The organism is Wocania ichthyoenteri Th78, from assembly GCF_000789235.1.
Classification (GTDB): Bacteria; Bacteroidota; Bacteroidia; order Flavobacteriales; family Flavobacteriaceae; genus Wocania_A; species Wocania_A ichthyoenteri.
This window is the reverse complement of the sequence record NZ_KN525716.1, coordinates 2454104-2474600: the sequence shown is the minus strand read 5'-3', so window position 1 is coordinate 2474600 and position 20497 is coordinate 2454104. Positions and strand designations below refer to the sequence as shown.

Annotated in this window: 20 protein-coding genes and 1 pseudogene; 2 read left to right on the top strand and 19 right to left on the bottom strand. The window is 34.7% G+C overall.

Translation table 11 applies throughout. The features are described 5' to 3' along the window. Positions 1–81 precede the first annotated feature (81 nt). Positions 82–324: pseudogene (locus RG22_RS17885) on the bottom strand (integrase core domain-containing protein); the annotation flags it as partial. A gap of 315 nt (positions 325–639) precedes the next feature. Between RG22_RS17885 and RG22_RS10710 the strand changes: the two are divergent. Further along, positions 640–1851 (top strand): site-specific integrase, encoded by a 1212-nt coding sequence (locus tag RG22_RS10710; RefSeq protein ID WP_034043060.1) that lies wholly within the window; start codon positions 640–642, stop codon positions 1849–1851. On the opposite strand, the gene RG22_RS10705 is transcribed toward RG22_RS10710, so the two are convergent. Genes RG22_RS10705 through RG22_RS10670 form a run of 8 tightly spaced genes read right to left on the bottom strand, consistent with a single transcriptional unit; the run spans position 1838 to position 8809 of the window. Next, positions 1838–2650 (bottom strand): DUF4138 domain-containing protein, encoded by an 813-nt coding sequence (locus RG22_RS10705; RefSeq protein WP_034043058.1) that lies wholly within the window; start codon positions 2648–2650, stop codon positions 1838–1840. The genes RG22_RS10710 and RG22_RS10705 overlap by 14 nt on opposite strands. Before the next feature lie 27 nt (positions 2651–2677). Further along, complete coding sequence (traM, locus tag RG22_RS10700; RefSeq protein WP_034043056.1) at positions 2678–3613, bottom strand: conjugative transposon protein TraM; 936 nt, start codon at positions 3611–3613, stop codon at positions 2678–2680. A gap of 18 nt (positions 3614–3631) precedes the next feature. Next, the gene (locus tag RG22_RS10695; RefSeq protein ID WP_034043054.1) at positions 3632–4258 is read right to left on the bottom strand and encodes a conjugal transfer protein TraK; all 627 of its coding nucleotides are present in this window, start codon (positions 4256–4258) and stop codon (positions 3632–3634) included. Positions 4259–4293: 35 nt separating this feature from the next. Next, positions 4294–5136, bottom strand: coding sequence for a hypothetical protein (locus RG22_RS10690; protein ID WP_204244187.1), 843 nt, complete (start codon positions 5134–5136; stop codon positions 4294–4296). Positions 5137–5139: 3 nt separating this feature from the next. Next, positions 5140–5721 carry a hypothetical protein gene (locus RG22_RS10685; protein WP_034043050.1) on the bottom strand — a complete coding sequence of 194 codons (582 nt, stop codon included), beginning with the start codon at positions 5719–5721 and terminating at the stop codon, positions 5140–5142. Between the two features lie 53 nt (positions 5722–5774). After that, entirely contained in the window at positions 5775–8177 is a 2403-nt protein-coding gene (locus RG22_RS10680) for a TraG family conjugative transposon ATPase (protein WP_034043048.1), read from the bottom strand. Between the two features lies 1 nt (position 8178). Then, positions 8179–8478: a hypothetical protein gene (locus tag RG22_RS10675; RefSeq protein WP_034043046.1), complete on the bottom strand. Its 300-nt coding sequence runs from the start codon at positions 8476–8478 to the stop codon at positions 8179–8181. 43 nt (positions 8479–8521) lie between these two features. Next, complete coding sequence (locus RG22_RS10670; protein ID WP_034045997.1) at positions 8522–8809, bottom strand: hypothetical protein; 288 nt, start codon at positions 8807–8809, stop codon at positions 8522–8524. Positions 8810–9045: 236 nt separating this feature from the next. On the opposite strand from RG22_RS10670, the gene RG22_RS10665 reads away from it, so the two are divergent. Next, positions 9046–9645, top strand: coding sequence for an N-acetylmuramoyl-L-alanine amidase family protein (locus RG22_RS10665; RefSeq protein ID WP_081997797.1), 600 nt, complete (start codon positions 9046–9048; stop codon positions 9643–9645). Positions 9646–9753: 108 nt separating this feature from the next. Here the strand turns inward: RG22_RS10665 and RG22_RS10660 are convergent, their stop codons facing one another. The 10 genes from RG22_RS10660 to nagB form a co-directional block, all read right to left on the bottom strand. Then, complete coding sequence (locus RG22_RS10660) at positions 9754–10416, bottom strand: P-loop NTPase family protein (protein WP_034043044.1); 663 nt, start codon at positions 10414–10416, stop codon at positions 9754–9756. Continuing rightward, positions 10413–11144 carry a hypothetical protein gene (locus RG22_RS17665; RefSeq protein WP_081997708.1) on the bottom strand — a complete coding sequence of 244 codons (732 nt, stop codon included), beginning with the start codon at positions 11142–11144 and terminating at the stop codon, positions 10413–10415. Before RG22_RS17665 ends, RG22_RS10660 begins: the two co-directional genes overlap by 4 nt. 6 nt (positions 11145–11150) lie before the next feature. Next, positions 11151–11429: a helix-turn-helix domain-containing protein gene (locus RG22_RS10650; RefSeq protein WP_034043042.1), complete on the bottom strand. Its 279-nt coding sequence runs from the start codon at positions 11427–11429 to the stop codon at positions 11151–11153. A gap of 269 nt (positions 11430–11698) precedes the next feature. Continuing rightward, positions 11699–12529 carry an RteC domain-containing protein gene (locus tag RG22_RS10645; protein ID WP_034043040.1) on the bottom strand — a complete coding sequence of 277 codons (831 nt, stop codon included), beginning with the start codon at positions 12527–12529 and terminating at the stop codon, positions 11699–11701. Positions 12530–12727: 198 nt separating this feature from the next. After that, the gene (gene acs / locus RG22_RS10640; protein WP_034043039.1) at positions 12728–14635 is read right to left on the bottom strand and encodes an acetate--CoA ligase; all 1908 of its coding nucleotides are present in this window, start codon (positions 14633–14635) and stop codon (positions 12728–12730) included. A gap of 65 nt (positions 14636–14700) precedes the next feature. Next, positions 14701–15786 (bottom strand): SGNH/GDSL hydrolase family protein, encoded by a 1086-nt coding sequence (locus RG22_RS10635; protein WP_034043037.1) that lies wholly within the window; start codon positions 15784–15786, stop codon positions 14701–14703. A 33-nt stretch (positions 15787–15819) separates the two neighbouring features. Next, a complete protein-coding gene (locus tag RG22_RS10630; RefSeq protein ID WP_034045993.1) occupies positions 15820–17505 on the bottom strand; it encodes a sodium:solute symporter family protein in 1686 nt (561 codons plus the stop codon). 2 nt (positions 17506–17507) lie between these two features. Further along, the gene (locus RG22_RS10625) at positions 17508–17762 is read right to left on the bottom strand and encodes a DUF4212 domain-containing protein (protein ID WP_034043035.1); all 255 of its coding nucleotides are present in this window, start codon (positions 17760–17762) and stop codon (positions 17508–17510) included. Positions 17763–18085: 323 nt separating this feature from the next. After that, on the bottom strand, positions 18086–18379 hold the full coding sequence (locus tag RG22_RS10615) for a hypothetical protein (RefSeq protein ID WP_034043031.1): 294 nt from the start codon (positions 18377–18379) through the stop codon (positions 18086–18088). A gap of 165 nt (positions 18380–18544) precedes the next feature. After that, positions 18545–20473 carry a glucosamine-6-phosphate deaminase gene (nagB, locus tag RG22_RS10610; RefSeq protein ID WP_034045991.1) on the bottom strand — a complete coding sequence of 643 codons (1929 nt, stop codon included), beginning with the start codon at positions 20471–20473 and terminating at the stop codon, positions 18545–18547. Positions 20474–20497: the final 24 nt, after the last annotated feature.

Genomic DNA, 20497 nt, shown 5'->3' with positions numbered 1-20497 from the left:
CGTTAGTATTAATAAAAATCCAACATTATGAAAAAAAACAATTTTGGCAATTGCAACAAAAAGCGGACAATTGAATAAGAGTCATCCAGCTACTTTTTGATTAAACATTTCTATTTTAATTTCTTCTATAGATGTATACCCTAAAGAAGAGTGTTTCCTTCTTCTGTTATATCAGGTTTCTATCCATTGGAATATAAATAACTCAGCTTCTGACCTAAGCCAGTAATTGTGTTTATATACCCATTCGACCTTTAAGCTTTTAAATAAAGATTCTGCTACGGTATTATCCCAGCAGTTTCCTTTTCTACTCATAGATTGTTTTATAAACCCACTAATTAAAATTTAGATAAAAAAACAACGAAATATTATACCTATGCTGTATCTGAATAAAAAAAGCCTCTACAAGAAATCTTGCAAAGGCTTTGTACTGAAGACGGGACTTGAACCCGTACGTCCTAATGGACATTGGATTTTAAGTCCAATCATATTTAGCTTAAATAACACTAAAGAAATTCATATTCAATTGATTAATAGTAATTTATTTTTTTATGATATCATTTAAAATCAATCAAAATCAATATTTGTTGTACCTATGTTGTACCAAAAATGATTATCTTTAATATCTAAAGTATTAATAAAATGACTTCAAATGCAAAAATTGTTCTTCGAAAGAAGCCAAATAAAAATGGTTTATATCCTTTGGCGATTAGGATTTCGAAAAACAGACAATCAAACTATCATTATATTGGTCATTATATAGAATTAGAATATTGGGATGAGAAAAATATTCGTATACGAAAATCACATCCAAACGCAGCGAATCTTAATAATCTGCTGACGAAAAAATTATCTGAAGCGAATAAGATGCTTATTGATTTACAGGCTGAGAAGCAAGATTTATCAGCAAATCGTATTAAGGTTAAATTATACAAACGCTCAAAGACTTCAAGCTTTTCTGAAATTGCAAAAGCTTTTTTAGATGAACTTGAAGCCAATAAAAAATTGGCTCGGTATTATGCAGATAAGGTGAGAGTAAATCATGTATTAAATTTTTCAAAATCAAATCAGCTTTCCTTTCAAGAGATTAATGAACAATTCCTGAGGAACTTTAAAACACATCTAAGAACAAAAGGTTTATCTGAAAGGTCTATAGTCAACAACCTAGTTGTTATAAGAACCATATATAATAGAGCTATTAAGTTAGGAATTGTAGATAGAAAACTTTATCCATTCGGCTCAGGTGGAATTCAAATTAAATTTCCTGAAAGTCAAAAAACTGGATTAAACAAGGAAGAACTTATTGCTTTAGAAAGTGTCAAAGGTTTAACTAAAAACGAAATTCATGCAAGGAATATTTGGCTTTTCAGTTTCTATTTTGCTGGCATACGTGTCGCAGATGTACTCAAAATTAGATGGTCTGATATTTCTGATAATAGACTTAACTATCGTATGAATAAAAATTCAAAATTATTGTCATTAAAGATTCCTGAGAAAGCTTTTCCTATTTTAGAACAATACGCAATTAATAAACTGGAGGATAATGATTTTATTTTTCCAGAGATGAAAATGGTTAATCTGAAAGCATCAAAGGATGTCTTTAGAAAAGTTAACGCTGCTACAACAATGTTAAATAAGTATTTAGCAAGGATTGCAGAAAAGGCTAAAATTAATAAGAAAGTTACCATGCACATTGCTCGTCATAGCTTTGGTAATATATCTGAGGATAAAATCCCTATTAAGATGCTTCAAAAGCTATATCGGCATTCCTCAATTACCACTACTATTAACTATCAAGCTAACTTTATGCATAAAGATGCTGATGATGCTTTGGATAGCGTCATAAATTTTTAGCTTTTAGACTTACTGCTCTACTCCCATTTAACTCCTGTAATTCCAAGAGTAGCTTTTCATCATTGCCCAGTACCATTTTAGGAAGCACATATACAAAACGTCTCCTTTCTCCATTTTTGATAGCATGTGGTATCTTGTACTTATGAATAACTTGTTGTTGCAACTTTTGAAAAGAGGCTTTTCGCTTATTGTTCCCATTGGTTCTATAGACATTCAAATAATCCACTTCAAAATCAATCCCGGATTTGTTTTTAATCTCTATGACCAGATATACTTCATTGGCTTGATACATCACTTTTTGCAGTTGTATTCTTATGCCTTTTTTTCGTTTAGTAGCCAATGGCTCTAATTTTGTCTTCAAAATATAGGCACTAAAACGTTCAAAATACGCGGTTCTATCACGATATGGATCAATAATTTCCTTTGTGATATTTTTAATTTTAATCTCCGGCTTTTCATTCCCGATACTTTTTGCTTCAGGAATAAAATAATTTAGCTTTGGGAGTCGATCTGCATATTTCAAGATATAGGCATATACTCGACCATCACGGGTGATGGTCAATAAATTGCTTTCCGTTCCTGGAGCAGCTTGCAACAATCCAAAATACTGTTCCTTTTCTCTATTATAAGTGAAAACGAAATTTTCAGCACCAGTAATACCCTGACGAATGGGTTGAGGAAAAAAGAGGGCTACATTTTTATGGTTATTGGCATAAATGGTGTCCAAGACCATGATGTTTTGTGCGTTTATAAATGTAGAAACGCATAAAAGACTATATACTAAAAGTTGATTTTTCATTTTTGAGTTTTTTTAAATTATGGCCAATTATTGGCTTTTTAGAATTAATTTGTAATTATCCGTAATGGTGACCTTCACATTTCGGTTGTTCCGTTGAAATATTCTCTTGACACCACTAACCTGTGGTACTCCAGCGATGTTAACATCGTCTACCACATCCCCTAAAACCTCTTGGGAAGCTTCAGCTTGAAAACTGTTTTCTACATAAATCCCTTCATTGCCATCTTGCAGATCAAAGGCTTTTAGACTAACTTCTTGATGGTTAATATTGGTAATATGGATCAAAGTCCTGTTGGGTTTAAAACTGATAAACCCATAAAGATTGGTGTTTCTTGGCAAAGTATTTCCATTAATAATGGCTGGTTTAACAAGCCGTAGTTCCAAACGACTAAAGGTTTTGACTATCTGATTTCCATTAACGGAGACATAAATAAGGGCATCCGTTTTGGTGTCTTCATCTTTATTTTTAATGGGGGTTGAACTAAAGAATAACTGATGTTCCAAGCCTAGTTCCTTCATCACTATCAACGGCTTTGTTTCCGGAATCACAGAATCTATTTTAGAAGTTATCGATTTTTCATTGGTATCAGGTGTTACCAAAGGATAGTCTAGATACCGCTGAGAATCGGAATAGTTGATACGTCCATTTTGGTAAATACTATCCACTATACGCATTTTTTCCTTTTCCAAAAGATCAGGATCATAGACCCCTGTGGAATCCAATAAGCGTTCGTCATAAATACTCGGTGCATTGGTCTGCCGAACTTCCTTCAGGTCATTCAGTGCATCTAGTTTGGAGTCATATTCCTTTTGTCCATCTTCCAATTTAGGGACAGGTATTTGATTGTTTTCGATAGTTGGAGATTCATCATTTCCAAAAGCAGTGATAGCGTAAATGGCCATAAAAGTAATTATGCCTAAGATGACTACTGCAAAAACGATTTTATTTTTTTCTAGTTTCATATTCTTGATTTTTAATAATTATTGAGGTTCGTAATTGTCCAACTTTCGTAAGGTGTTTTCAAAAAAATTGGTGATAAGCAATCCGTGTGTATTGTTAGGAAAGTTTCGGTCTACATGAATCAGGTTTCCGGTAGTGATGAGTTCATAGGTATCTACTATCGACCCCCGGTTGATTTCAAAAACGGTTATGGTTTCGAACCCATAAGGCTCGTTTTGAATGTTTAACTTAGATTCAATACTCAACACTTTTTGTACCAGTGAATACTGAAGCAAACGGTTATATACACCATCAGCTTTTTTCTGTCTATACAGCGCATCTACTGAACTGTTCCCAAGCCACAACGCTTTTTTTAAATGCTTTTCATAATTACTGGCATCAATATGATAGAAATAGGTATGGAACAGCTCCAAATGTGCCAAAGCTTCCACCTCTAGATTTTCCTGTTGGGACACTAGTTTTAAGGGAATCACACTCCCATTGGTATTAACAACAAAGGCCGTATTGATTGTTTCTTGATGTAGTTTTATAACAAGCAGCACAGAAATAATACAAGTGGCCACCGCTCCAATAACAACGGTCAAAACAATAAAACGATTGAGTTTTAAAACGTTGTAAATATTTTTATAAGGTGTTTTAGGTGTCATAGATGGTATTATTATTATTTTTAAATAAATGTGCCTTAGGCACCTGAGAAGAGTTTGAATACGAATGAGGTGGCACGACGGTACAGTTTAAATTTGAGAAGCACAATAAACCCAATAGAACCTAGTTGAATGGCAGGTGCAAAAAACTCACTCCCCCAATCCGTTCCAAACAGATCGGACCAAAAATTGGTATTCACTTCGGTATACAGATTATTTACAAAGACATTGACCAAAAAGAAGGCAGGTACTAACATATACACCCCTGCATAGAGCTTAAAGAAGTTATAGGCCAATGTTCTGAACTTCTCAAAAACAGCCAAACTGATGACCAATGGAAAGAAGGCTTGCATAATCCCCAACAGGAAATAGCGTTCAGCTAGAAACAAGGGGTAAATAAACAAATCCAAGAGCCAAAGAAACAAACCTATGATAAAGGCAATGATCTTTAATCCGTAGAGTGGCGTTACCAAGGCTTCATAAAGCAATGCCATGGCTTTTTTGGCGGCATCCCAAGCACCCACATCCTGTTCGATATCAATATCCTGCATCTGAAGCGGGAGGAGTGCGGGTGCCGTATCTCGGTATTGGTTTTCAATAGCCACTAAAATCGTGTCAAAAACACCCAATACCTGTGTTGAGAAAATAACCAAAATAACGACAGCAAAATTTTTAGCCAGCTCCGTAGGGGTCAGTCCCCAAGTATAGCCCTCATTATTAGCGACACCTTCATTATACTTTTTTAGGATATTGACCAGAAAAAACAACAATGCCAAGGTTTTCATGCCCGTAATGGTGTACTGTGAAAAATCACTGTTTTTTATGGTTTGAAAAACGGTGTCCACATATTCCAAGCCAATGCTTAAAGTTATTACAGACATTATTTAATATTTTGCCTTCCTGCCGTTGATAACGGCCTGCATTCTTCTAAAGGAAATGATCTCACGGTAACGTCTTGCTTTCTGTTCAATTTCAATGACCATTTCTTTAGATTGGAGTTCTTTTTCCTTGAGAATGACAGCACGTTCGGCATCAGTCATCTTCAGATGATCACTGGACAGGATTTCACCAATGAAGTTCGCATCTTCCAAAGCCTGTTCAATAATGGCGTTAAAAGATTCCGATATGCGATTCACTTCCTCTACTTTGATATAAGGGGAATTTAAAATGGCTCTCAGATCATCACGCACCAAGTCAAAGAGGTGTTGATTATTTCGGGTGAGTTCCCGCACTGCTTTCAGCTGTTTGATGACATTACTAACTTCTTCAATACGCTCTTTTTGTTCTTTTAGAAACTTTACAGTCTTTAGAAGCTCTGAGGTTTGCTTCGCAGATTCAATAAGGGATTTAGCCAAACTGATAAAATTGGTGTTATCATAAACAGGCATCCCCTGGGCGGTAGCACTGCCAGGCAATAAAATGGCTAGAGCCATTGTTAGCATTAAAATTTTGATCTTGTTTTTCATGTTATATAATTTTAAGTGTTAATAATATTTCTCATTGTAATTATTAAAGTAGCCTATAACTGTTGCTTAATGAATTCGTTAATAGCTTCTTCCATGCTATTTGTTTTATCATAAATCCGCATTATGAGGTCGTTTTCGGTGCCGTCTGTGAGGTAGGCGGCATAAACTTCTTTGGGGACTTCCAATCGAAAGATGTTGCTTTCCTTACCGATTTTGATAAACATCTCGGTATACTTTCGTGCACCAGACAGGTTGTTTCGGATGGACTTTAATTGGTTTAAGTCATGGCTTGACAGGTTCAATCTTTTTTGAAGTTCTTCATAACCTTTTTCATTCCGGAGACTGTAAATCACTTGGGTGTTTTCCAGAATACTGGCTGATGTAGAATTGTTTGGTAATTGATTTATGGATTGCAGAATAATCCCTATCGCTCCATTTTGTTTTCTAATGGCCTGATAATAGAATTCCACGCTCTCCAGAACATTATCAAACTTGAGCTGTTTAGCAAACTCATCAAAAAGGATAATTCCCTTTTCAGCTTTGTTGCGCCAAATGGTGCGCTGAATGGCCGATTTGATGAGTTTAAGCATCACAGACAGAATTTCTTTATTGTCCTTGACTTCATCGAGTTCAAAAACAATCAGGCGTTTGTCTTCTATTTTATAGGTTTGATCTTCACTGACGCTAAAAAGAAAATTGTATAATCCATCATCCACGTATTCAGATAGGATGTGCAAGAAGTTGTAAACGCCAAAATCTTTTTTATCGATATTTAGTTCTTTAAGGAGTGACTCTTTTTTATCATCTATAAATTCATATAGGCTTTCTAAGGAGTGGTTTCTTGCTGGTGCTGCGTAATAATAACTAAGCACTTTCTTTATAGCTACTTCTTTAGACTTGGTGACCTGATCGTCTGCCAAAAGTTCCAATAGAAAAACGGCAAGGTCTTCTAAACGTTCCGGTGTTAAATCTTCAACATCAGAAATAAAAAAAGGATTAATTCCTAAATTCTTGCCTTGTTCGTATCGTAGAATAATATGATCATCTGGATAAAGTTTGGCAAATTTTGAATACGACCCTCCCAAATCGATAATGACCAGTCGGACATCGGATTCAAAATATTGACGCAGAATGTTATTTGCTAAAAAGGATTTGCCTTCTCCCGTGGGTGCGAAAATGGCAAAGTTACGTGCCTTAATACGTTTCTTTTTGTCATCCCAAACATCTTTAAGCACAGGGATGTTATGCTGCCTATCATTAAATATGATGCCAGTAGCATCCGATTTATAATTGCTGTTGTTGATATATAAACAAAGTGCATGTTTTAAATCGGTAACATAGACGTCCTCATTGGAGAAGTTGGAAGCAAAACCACAAAAGCTATTTAAAAAGTAATGCTTCCGTTCTTCTCCTTTTGGATAGTATGGCGTAATATCGAGTTCCTTAAACTCGGTTTTAATCTTCGATGCAATATTACTTAGCTGTCCAGCTTCTGGACACCAGAAAATGATGTTGAGATGCCCTCTGATAATTCGGGACGAATCGTCCTGATTAATCTTAGCAACAATGTCCTCAATCTTTTTCAAAATGACCTTGTTCTGTGTGCCAAAATTGGAACTCTTATTAAGTTCCTCAATTTTCTTGTCTAGTAGTTTGCGCCATTTGTGCTTATCATCCATATAGATGATTTGGTTGATGATATGGTTTTCATTGAGGTTCAGTCCCAAGCCATCCAAAAAGCCCTGATGGAATACAAAGTCATCCGAAGTGAATTTATCGTTTGTTTTACTGCTCTGTACCACATCCCCAAAACATAGCTCACTGTTCACGGCGAGGACATCAAAATGGTGTTCACCAATTTCAATATCACTTTTTTTAAGCTCAATGTCCGTGTCAAAGCCTTCGTTAAAGCCATTAAAATAGGCATCATGGATGCCGACAATGTCATTAGGTTTCATTGGCACAATGGACACTTTTCTACTATTACTTATAAAAGACACGGCATCATTTACGGCTTTGATAAACTCCTGGACATTATGATCCATTTGTCTATGGATGCCTTTTCCTACTTTCCGAAACGGATTGGTAAATTTTGAGGCATTGAGTGCTTTATTATAGGGTAACACAAAAAACAGATAACTGCTGTGTTTTATATAGTCTCGTCCTTTAAAATACTCGTGTGTGGCTTGTTCCAAAAAGCTGTCGTTTGGAAGTTTATCTGCTGTATAAATGGCCTTTTGATAAACATCCTGCTTATGAATGACCGTTCCTGTTGGCAGGGATTTAAACCCCTGAAACCATGCGCCATGCAAATCCTCAAAATCGTTTTCCGAAAGGGAATAGATTTCTGGTAAATCCACTCTATAGCATAACACCACATTGCCATTATTAGCAAATAGGATATGGTTTTGAATATCTACTATGGGATTATGATTTACTAAATTAATTTTCTTCATTTTATTTTATAATGCCATTATGGGCTTCATAAGGTAGTTGGCTTACTTTTTTGTTACTAATACTGCTTGGAAACACTTTTTTGAAATGGAATAGTGCCGGGTTTTTAGTGACATGTGTTAAAGCGATATACAACCCTGCATTAAAAACAAAAACACCAATGATAATTGAAAAACTAAATGAGAAAATGACAAACAATAGTGAGCCGATAACGGCAGTCATCATAAGGGCGAACAGTGCTATGGGCAAGCCCATAATCACTGCACGCTTTCTGATATTTTTATAAATCTCAAATTTTTTCATTTTATTCCGCCTTGTGCTTAATACTCAAATGCCCATTATGGGTCTAGACTACGATGGTAATTAGATAGGTAAAGATGCCAACTACAGCTCCAGCAATGAGTACAAATACCAAAACACGGGTAATGCCCTTTTTTAAATCGGCGTTTTCTCCAAAGAAGTGTCCAGCATTAAAAAGGAAGCCTATTAAGAAGATAACACCCAAAATAATTGGGAAAATGGATCGGATGGTATCCGATACATCATTAACGGAATCTTCAATGCCTCCGATTTGTGCAAAAGTTGAAATAGACACGAGTAGTAATACTAAAGTCAGATAAATTGATTTTTTCATGTAAAACATAATGTATTTTTTAAATGGTTTTGATATTCGAAAAATACTGTATATTTGATTATAATTACTTGACAATCAATGAATTGTTAATAAAATATTATTTGATTTGTATTGTGATTTTTTGATGTGGTTTGGCATCAAATTTTATAGAATTTCTAAAAAGAGATGTTGATAACTTGAAACCAAAAAATAAAATGAGGCATAAAAACGTCGTATTTCTCCTAGTACTACTAAAAATGTGCATCACTTTTGGTCAAAATGAGGGCACTAAAAAACGGATTGTTATTGATGTGGGACATAGAGGAATAGACTCTGGTGCCATTGGAATTAATAACATTCAGGAAAAGGATGTGGTTTTAAACATTGCTAAAACCATGTTAAGATTAAATAAAAGTGTTTTGAATTCTAACTTAAATTTGTATTTGACCCGGTATACAGATACTTTGATTTCATTGTCAGATAGAAGCCGATTGGCTAAAGCATTAGATGCAGATGTGTTTGTTTCACTGCATTGTAACGCTTCTAATCGTAAATCCAGAGGGATGGAAGTTTATGTACATCGGTCAAATTATGTTAATACTAAAGCGTCTATTGCCTTGAGCTTATCTGTACTAAATGAAGGCACCCAAAAATTAGGTTTTAAAGAACGGGGCGTCAAGTTGGCTAATTTTCAAGTGCTGCGGGAAACGATTGCTTTTTGCCCAGCTGTACTCGTGGAAGTGGGTTTTGTAACTCATGTGGATGAAGCCCGTTATTTTTATAAACTTGAAAATATTAGAGCTATAGCCTTGGCTGTTTTGTTGGGTATTGATAATTATTTAAATAATGAATTATGAATAAATTGTTTATTGCCCTTGTTAAGAGTTTGAAGGATATCGCTAAGGTTTTATTTCTGGAGTTAAAAGTTTGGCTCAAAACATATCGAAAGTAACTGTAGTAGTTTATTAAATCCGCTTATCCGAACTCCCCTTGTCAAACCCAACCAAATTAAACAACTGGCGCATTCTGGAGCGCACTCGATTCCCATAACGATCTTCCAATTCTTCAGCATTCAAATTCGTGGTCGCATGGGTTTTTATGCTGTTTCTTAAAAAGAGGTCATATCTAGAGAGTAGAATTTCCCCCATCACATTGCAGTCTTTCCCAAAGTGTCTTCCTGTTGGTTCCACTCCCAGATCATCAAAACAATAGAAATTATGGTCGCCATAATTCTCAATGACCGAATAACCCAAACTGTTAAACGAAAAAGCGATGTTACGTGCAGGAATCACTTCATAAGGTTTTTGGTGTGGTACGATATGTTTTAGCAAGGTCATCAGACTGGTTTTTCCGCACCCAACAGGACCACTCAAGAGCACGCCTTTATTTAAATCGATATCGAACTTTTTGCAATAGTCGTAGTCCTTGATAAAATAAATACAGAGTTTAAAAATAATGATTTCATCCCCTTCATGAATCTTAAATTTTTTTCCGAACAACAGTTTCCCTTTGGCGTTTAGGTAATTCAATATTTTTTTAAAATCATAGTGGATATGTTTGCCTGTAAGGTTTCCCAGATTATACTGCACAGTGCCTTCGGTTATAATATGTGGGGTTTGTGGGTTCATAAAGGCGCGTTATAATTTTTATCCGAAGTGGTTTTTAGGTTGTCTCGATTTTGGTCAACTGCAACTTTGTTTTTTTCTTTTCTTATTTCATCAGTTTTTAACATCCAGTTGCGAGCTGTTGCTTGCCAATCCACAATTTTTGATTTGCCACCCACTTTCCAGCCAATACCTTTATAGTGATTAAAAAACTTTAATGCCTCTTTAGAGTCCCAATTTTCCTTTTTAAAAAAATCAATTACCTCATTTTTATTTTTTGGCTGGTCAAGTTTAGAAACGTTTATATTGTTTTTAATAGTTTGTATATGTTTATTTATAGATACCAGCGCTTGTCCATTGCTTGTCCCGATATTGATATGACTTGGGTACAGAACTTGTTCATCACTTGTCCCAATTTTGGTATTGCTTTGGTACAGGGCTTGTCCAGTACTTGTACCAAAATTGAACATCTTGATTCTGCTTCCCTTAAACGGGTTGTGAGATGGGTAATAAATTAAATAGTTCCAATGGTTTAATTCTTTGATACAGCGGTGGTAAGTGGTTTTTGATCCAATCTTGGAATATTGCATCACCTCTTCCCGATTGATATGGAACTCCTCAGGAAAATGGTTGGTATTCCACAATTGAAATAATGCCACATATAAACTAATATGTGTAGGGTTCAACCGACTGTCCTTTGAGAATTGCTGAAATACACCGTTTAGGTGCTTGATGTAGTTGATAGGCTCCAAATCGGCTTAAAATTTATTATCAACTCTATTCTGTTCAAAAACTTTACGGATTTCATCGTAGTCGTAATAAATAGCTCCTCCTATTTTTGAGTAAGGAAGCGTCCCATTGACACGAAGTGTTTGTAACGTTCCTGAAGTGATTCCCAGAAGTTTTTTAACGTCTGAGGATTTTAGTAATTTTTTACGATGTTGTCCTGAATGATCTTGCAGTAGAATTTTAATCTCATCAAGCAATTCCATTTTAAATTCTATTAAATCTTCAGTAGTGATAATTGTTGCTGCCATACGTTAATTGTGCTTTATAAACTAAGCCGTCATGTTTATATTTTTAGATGACGTCTTTGTTCTGATTTGACTTTCGTTTGACAAAATTGAAAAGTATTCTTGAGTTTTTAACAGAGTCTGATCCGAGTTCGGTCTTATTTTAACATCTTTAGAATTGATGGTTTTTGGCCTGTTTTGTAGTATGAAAACAGACAAATTGAATATCAATATGGCACAAAATAAATTTGAAAAGTAAAAACCGAGTCTCAACCGAGTTCGGTCTTGTTAGTTCATGAATTTAAGCCGTCTTCATCTTCCATTTTACGAAGTGATTTTTTTCCAGTTTCTTCAAAGAATTTGATTCTTAATCCTTTTCGAGCTTTAATTTCATTGTAGGTTCTGGAGGAATTACCTTTATCAATCCCTAAAAAATCGCCTAATATTTCAACAATTTTGCTGGTTTCAGCATTACCATCATTAAAATATCCCATGGCTTGACAGCCATATACAAATTCTATAAAGCCTGCATAACTTCCACTCCATATTAGTTTCTTTTCAATGAAGTTATTTATGCTATGCTCTATATTAAATTTTCTTTGGATAATGTAACTGGAAAACAATTCAAAACCATGAATTCTAGCAAGTAAGGCATCATGAGATGTATTAAAGTTAGGGTCTTTATAATACGGATACGTTTTGATTGACTGAATTTTATTTAAATATTTACGGGTATAATAATATTTATCTAAAAGCGTGTGTTCTAGTTCTAGATATACTAAAAACTCTTTATGCTTATTAAAGAATTGATTAACCTTTTTTTCTAAGTTTTCTAAAAATTGTATTTGCAAAAGCTCCCCTCCTTTTGGCATGTTTAACTCACAAGAACGAAGCTCCGTATAGTAGATTAAATATTGCATAGGGATGACCTTTACAGATTTGAAAAAGCTAATCTCCTTATCTATACTTTGAAAGCCATGCTTTTCGACGGCTTTTTGGAATTTCGCTAAGGAGAGAGTACAGAGAGCAATGACTAGGTTTGCTTCTTCCATAGGGGTTGAAATCCTAAGATGTATGTCTTCTAATTCTTCATTAAAAGACTTTAATAATTCTTCATATAACATACCTTCAAGTTTGGGGGTATTAACTTGGATAGCTATTAATGTTCTTAGAAAAAATTAAATTTTAGTGGTTATCTACATGCTTTTTAATATATATTATTCATTGATTTTTTTTAATAAATTTTAGCGTCTTGTATAATGACTCATTCTTTTTTTAAATGATGAGTTATATAGGAAAACATTTGATATTAAATTATTTAATCACAACACATTCTCTATAATATCCTGCACAACCTCAGGATTTAATAAAGTGCTTGTATCTCCTAAGTTACTCGTGTCTTTGCACGCTATCTTTCTAAGGATGCGTCGCATAATTTTCCCTGAACGTGTTTTTGGTAAACCTTTGGTGAATTGTATTTTATCCAGCTTCGCAATAGGTCCGATATGTTCGGTAATAATTTGATTTATCTCTTTTCTTAGATTATTATGGTTTCTAGATTCTCCAGTGTCCTTCAAAATTACATAACCATACAAGGCATTTCCTTTTACCTCATGCGGGAAACCTACAATAGCAGATTCAGCTACTGCCGGATGCTCGTTGATAGCATCTTCAATGGGTGCCGTTCCTAGGTTATGCCCCGAGACTATAATAACATCATCTACTCTACCTGTGATTCTATAGTAACCTACCTCGTCTCTCAAGGCACCATCGCCTGTAAAATATTTATTTTCGTAAGTGGAGAAATACGTGTCTTTATATCTTTGATGGTTACCCCAAATAGTTCGCGCCATAGATGGCCATGGGAATTTTATACACAATCCTCCATCTACTTGATTACCTTTTAATTCGTTTCTATTTTCATCCATTAACGTTGGTTGTATACCTATAAATGGTAAAGTTGCATAAGTGTGTTTTGTTGGTGTTACAAATGGTATAGGTGTTATCATAATACCGCCAGTTTCTGTTTGCCACCAGGTATCTACTATTGGGCTATTCTTTTTTCCTATGTTATCATTATACCAGTGCCATGCTTCTTCGTTTATGGGTTCGCCAACTGAACCTAATACTTTAAGCGATGATAAATCATATTTCTCAACCAATTCCAAACCTTGTTTTGCTAAAGCTCTAATGGCAGTTGGTGCCGTATAAAATTGATTCACTTTATGTTTTTCTACAATCTCCCAGAAGCGACCGAAATCTGGGTAACTTGGTACGCCTTCAAACATAACCGTAGTGGCTCCGTTTGCTAATGGACCATAAACAATATAACTATGTCCGGTAATCCAACCTATGTCGGCAGTACACCAATACACATCATCTTCTTTATATTGAAATACATTTTTAAAAGTATAAGCGGTATAAACCATATAACCCGCTGTGGTATGCACCATCCCTTTTGGCTTTCCTGTTGAGCCAGATGTATATAAAATAAACAATGGATCTTCAGCGTTCATGATTTCTGCTTCGTAATCAGCGGAAGCGTTATCCAAAAGCGGTTGTAACCATTTATCACGACCATCTTTCATTTGAATATCTGAGTTGATTCGCTTTACAACCAATACCGATTTCACACCATCACAACTTTCTAATGCTTCATCTACAATAGTTTTCAAATCAATAGTTTTTGCACCACGATAAGACCCATCACTAGTAATGACTATTTTACAATCTGAATCATTAATTCTTGTAGATAATGCTGTTGATGAAAATCCGGCAAATACTACAGAATGAATAGCTCCTATTCGCGCACATGCTAATACCGAAATTGCTAATTCTGGTATCATGGGAAGATAAATACAAACTCTATCTCCTTTTTTTATACCTTCATTTTTTAAAACATTTGCAAATTTACATACACGCTCATGCAGTTGCTTATATGTAATATGTTCTGAATTTTCCTTTGGGTCATTGGGTTCAAAAATTATAGCAGTTTTATCACCACGAGTTACTAGATGTCTATCAATGCAGTTTTCTGTAACATTAAGCTGTGCTCCTTCAAACCATTTAATTTCTGGTTTACTAAAATCCCAACTTAAAACGTTGTTCCACTTTTTTCGCCACATAAAATGTTCTTCGGCTACCTCTTCCCAGAAATTTTCTGGTTCTCTTACAGATTTTCTGTATACTTGATAGTATTCCTCTAAATGTTTTATGTGGTAGTTGCTCATGTGATTTTTTTAAATTTTTGACTTAAACATTAGTATCGTATTTTATTACACAATATGGCTCCTTATTACCAATCAATATTTTTATCAATAAATTCAATTAAACTATTTGACATTATTTGTTGATCTTCAATTGACGGATGTGCTGCAGCTTTGATGTAGGGCATAAAATGAGTGTAGATCTTTTTATCATTAAGATTTGTTACTGCGGAATTAATATAATCAATCCATTTTGAACCTTCCTTAGCGGCATCCATACTTCCAAGAGAACAGATAATGCTAGTATTAGGATAATGCCTCCTTAAATCTACTATAAATTGCTGATAGGCATTTATAATATATTCTTCATCTGGTGTTTTGTTTCCAAATCGCTTTTTGAATTCTGCATATTCGGGCATATTGACCAACCAAGAATCATTCTGTAATAGATTAACTACAACCATATCAGGTTGATATAAAGAGAAATCCCACTGACTAGTGCTATCCTCAGGAATCAATCTATTATACATTTCTGGCATTATTAATGGGTGCCAGCTCACTGTTATACCAATACCACTCTTACAAATACATTGATATTCGGCATCATAGTGTCTGGCAGTAATGGCAGCATAACTCAAATAATTATTGGTGTAAGTACTGTCTGGTGAGTCTTTTTCTGAAAGATCTTCAATCGCATAACCTGCTGTTATGGAATTTCCATAAAACTCTATTTTTCTCTGTTTGGGTGCTGGTTTTGGTAATGATCTAGCCTTATTATTAATTTTAAAACCATAAAAGCTAGTTTTGCCTCTATTCCATTCAGTTCTTTTAAAAATTTCTATTGAATGTTTTCCTTTTGGCAAGTTTGAGGCCAGTTGATAGAATTGCTTTATTTTATCTGGTCTTAAAATAAAAACACTATCATTATCTATAATTACATTATAATAATTATCTCCAGACTCATCTTTTAACAATGCCTGAATTGACTCGCCTTCAAAATTCATCTTTATTGAAGTACCAGACCAATATAGTTCTGCTGCTTTAATTTTAGTAGTATCTACTCTTCCACAATATTCAATTTCAAAATCTGAAAAATTTATAGATAATTCTTTTACCCCTGAACAGCCCATTAAAATAAATGCTAAAACAAATATTAGTATGTGGGTTTTTCTCATGTCTTTATTGATTCTGTTGAATAGTTATCACTATTAATGTGTAGCTTCTCCCACACCACTTGGAATTCTTATATTTTCAACAATTTCTTGCACCTCTTTTGGTGGTGCTGGAGTAAATTTTGAAATGATTAATGAAATAATAAAATTTACTATCATTGCTACCGCTCCAAATCCTTCGGGCGATATCCCAAACCACCAATCTGCTTTAGTGCCACCACCAAACCACTCAAATTTAAATTTCATCATATAAAACAGCATGAGTAAAACACCTATAACCATGCCTGCAATAGCGCCTTCTTTGTTTATGCGTTTGTTGAAAATTCCTAGAATGATTGCTGGAAAAAAGGATGCTGCAGCCAACCCAAAAGCTAATGCTACCGTGGCTGCTACAAAATCTGGTGGATTAATACCAAAATAACCCGCTACACATACAGCAACGACTGCAGATAAGCGGGCTGCTATCAACTCACCTTTTTCTGAAATATTTGGTTTAATCATTTTCTTAATTAAATCATGAGATACCGATGCAGAAATAACTAGTAACAAACCAGCAGCTGTAGATAAAGCTGCTGCCAATGCACCTGCAGCTACTAAAGCTATGACCCAATTAGGAAGTTTAGCTATTTCTGGATTAGCCAATACCATAATATCTTTATCTACAGTAAGTTCGTTTATATTGGCATCTGCTACATATTGAACTTTGCCATCCTTATTTTTATCATCAAATGTTATTAAACCTGTAGTTTCCCAATTACTTAACCAATCTGGTAGATTTTCATATTCTTTATTGCTAACTGTCTCGATTAAATTTATTCTTGAAAAGACAGCTATGGCTGGCGCTGTGGTATATAAAATGGCAATAAACAATAGTGCCCAACCTGCAGATTTTCGAGCGTCACTTACTTTTTTAACTGTAAAAAAACGAACAATAACATGTGGTAATCCTGCGGTTCCCACCATTAAAGCTGCGGTTATAAAAAACACATCCAGCTTCGATTTACTACCAGAAGTATATTCTGCGAATCCAAGATCGCGATGCAAACTATCTAACTTTTCTAAAAGAAAAACACCATTAGCATCTGAACCACCGAGTCCCATTTGTGGAATAGGATTTCCTGTCATTTGGATGGAAATAAAAACGGCTGGTACCATAAAGGCAAATATGAGTACACAGTATTGTGCGACTTGGGTATACGTGATCCCTTTCATACCTCCTAAAATCGCATAAAACAAAACGATGATCATACCTATGATGACGCCTGTATTGATATCGACTTCTAAGAATCTTGAAAAGACTAAACCCACACCACGCATTTGTCCTGCCACATAAGTAAATGACACTAACAAGGCACAAATAACTGCTACACTCCTGGCTACATTTGAGTAGTAGCGATCTCCTATAAAATCGGGAACCGTGAATTTTCCAAATTTGCGCAAGTAAGGTGCTAGAAGTAATGCCAGTAATACATAGCCTCCTGTCCAGCCCATTAAATATACTGAGCCGTCATAACCACTAAATGAGATTAATCCTGCCATCGATATAAAGGACGCTGCACTCATCCAATCAGCTGCAGTAGCTAAACCGTTGGCTAATGGTGACACACCGCCTCCAGCCACATAAAAGTCTTTTGTAGAGCTTGCTCTTGTCCAAATAGCGATGCCTATATAAAGGGTGAATGTAATGCCTACTATAATCCAAGTCCAAGTTTGTAAATCCATCATTATTTATCGAAGTTATATTTTTTGTCTAGTTTGTTCATGATTCTTATATATGCGAAAATTAATACCACAAACACATAAATAGATCCTTGTTGCGCGAACCAAAAGCCTAATTTGAAACCGGTTAATTTTATATTATTAAGTTCGTCAGCCCAAATGATTCCAAAACCAAAGGAAACCACAAACCATATTGATAAGATTATGGCTAAGTATTTTTGATTCTCTTTCCAGTATTTTTTTTTGTTTTTGTTAGTCATATAGGGATTTTGTTAGTTCTTAAAATTTATATTGTAAATTTAAATTTTCAATTGGATTATCAATTAGTGCTCTTACAAAAGACACAACAGTGCAACCTCTTTGATTAGCTTGCGAAAATATGCCGGTGGATTCTTTTATTATGACTATTATTTGATCTGCTATTATCCAATCCTTTTTTTTAGACCCGCAATCTGCCATTAATATCATTTATTTTATAATATCAAATATTTCTAAGACCAATAATATTGGTGGACTGAATAATGCTGTTTGCATGTTTTTGGCTTAAATTAATTGAAGGGTTTAATGTGTGAATTTTTATTATCTAATTATAAATAGAAACTAATTGAATACCTTTTTTTACACATACTTTTTTGGATTTACTCATTATGATAATCTCAATATTATCGTTTCTTTCAAATTGTTTAATGTTTTTAATACAAAACCACTCACCAGGGTAATATACTTTTAAACCTGAGGACTCTTCTTGAAGGTGTAAATTGAATTCTCCTGCTACCCAATTAATAAATTTATAATATACATCAATAGTTTGTATAGGCACATTTTGAACCCATTTATAATCAGGCTTAGTAAATAATATGTTAACATTAAAATCCATGTTCTTTTTTATAAATCCGAAGTAAAAGAAACTATTTTTAAAATAAATAAACACATTTGAGTTAGCGGACTACCATGATGTATACAATTCTGAAAAAACATCAAGAAGTAGTCCTGACTAAACTAAACTCAAACAACTAATATCAAACTAACTCATAAAAAAATTCTAATATATCCACCTTACAAAAGCTTCCATTGCAGCATAATGAGGTAAGCCTAATTCGTGATACAAATCAGCGGTTTCATTATTTCTGTCTTCTGCTCGTTGCCAGAACTCTCTACTATCGGCTCCTTGAAATACGACTCCGTCTTTTTGTGATTGGTGCTTAAAAATACCTTTGCGTTTTTCTAGTACTTGATCCGGCCCCAATGGTACTGCCATTTCAATCTCATCAATTCCCCATTCTTGCCATGCTCCTCTGTACAGCCAAACCCAACAATCGTTCATGAACTTTTTAGATTTTAGTTTTTTAACGGCAGCGAAGATGGCATCTAGACACACTTTATGCGTACCATGCGGATCTGCCAAATCACCTGCTGCATATATCTGATGTGGTTTAATTTTTCCAATCAGATTCATAGTTATTTGAATATCTTCTTCCCCTAAAGGTTTTTTTTCAATGGTTCCTGTTTCATAAAAAGGCAACTCCATAAAATGGATTTGTTCATCTGGAACACCTACAAAATGGCACGTAGCTAGTGCTTCCCCCCTTCTTATAAGCCCCTTTATATATCTAACTTCCATAGTATCAATCTCACTAGACTTTTTGTTTTTCAAAAACCCAACAGCTTTCTCGTAAATATTTTCTGCTTCAAAACTCTTTATGCCAAACTTATTATTATAATCACATACAAATCTAGCAAACCTTAATACTTCATCATCTGCTACGGCTATATTTCCCGAGGTTTGATAGCCAACATGCACTTCATGTCCCTGTTCTTGTAATCGTTTAAATGTTCCTCCCATACTTATGATATCATCATCTGGATGTGGGCTAAAAATAAGTACACGTTTTTTAGCGGGTTCTGCTCTCTCTGGTCTTTTACTATCATCGGCATTGGGTTTTCCCCCTGGCCAACCTGTAATAGTATGTTGTAATTTGTTGAATATTTTAATATTAATGTCATAAGCTGGACCTGAATCTGCAAGTAAATCACTCATACCATTTTCTATATAATCGGCATCTGTAAGCATTAAAATAGGTTTCTTTAAATGGAGTGCTAATCCTAAAACAGCTTTTCTAATAAGCTTACCTGTCCAATTAACTTTTTCTACCAACCAAGGTGTATTAATCCGTGTAAGTTTTGAAGCAGACTCCTTATCTAAAACAAAAGTGGCATTATTGTGTTCTTGCAAAAAGGATGCTGGTACTTGATTTGTTATTGGTCCTTCTATTGAAGCTTTTATGATGTTTGATTTTCCTTCTCCCCAAGCCATCAGAATTACGCGTCTAGCTTCCATTATCTTTTTTACACCTAATGTAATGGCTGTTCTAGGTGTGTTGTCTAACCCTGAGAAATCTCCGCTAGCCGCCACCCTTGTAATATGATCTAGGGCTACCAAACGTGTTTTTGAGTTTTGTAAAGACCCTGATTCGTTAAATCCAATATGGCCGTTTCCGCCAATTCCTAAGATTTGTAAATCGATACCTCCTAAAGCTTCTATTTTAGATTCGTAGGCATCACAATAATCTGATATGTCTACCTTAGGTAATAACCCATCTGGCACATGATAATTTTCAGGCAATATATCAATATGATTGAATAATTGCTCTTTCATAAAACGGACATAACTATTCACAGAATCTGGTTCCATTGGATAGTACTCATCTAAATTGAATGACATCACGTTTTTAAAACTCAAACCTTCGTCTTTATGAAGACGAACCAATTCAGCATACAATCCTTTTGGAGATGACCCCGTAGCTAAACCCAATATGCAAGGTTGCTTTTGCGCTTGTTTTACTCTTATTAGGTCTGCTATTTCTTTAGCGACTACTTTGGAAGCTGTCATTGAGTTTTCATATACGATGGTACCTATATTTTCAAATCGCTTCTCGAATCCAGTCGCTCTATCTATACTGCTCTTTAACATAGTTTTGTCTTTATTTCTTGATTG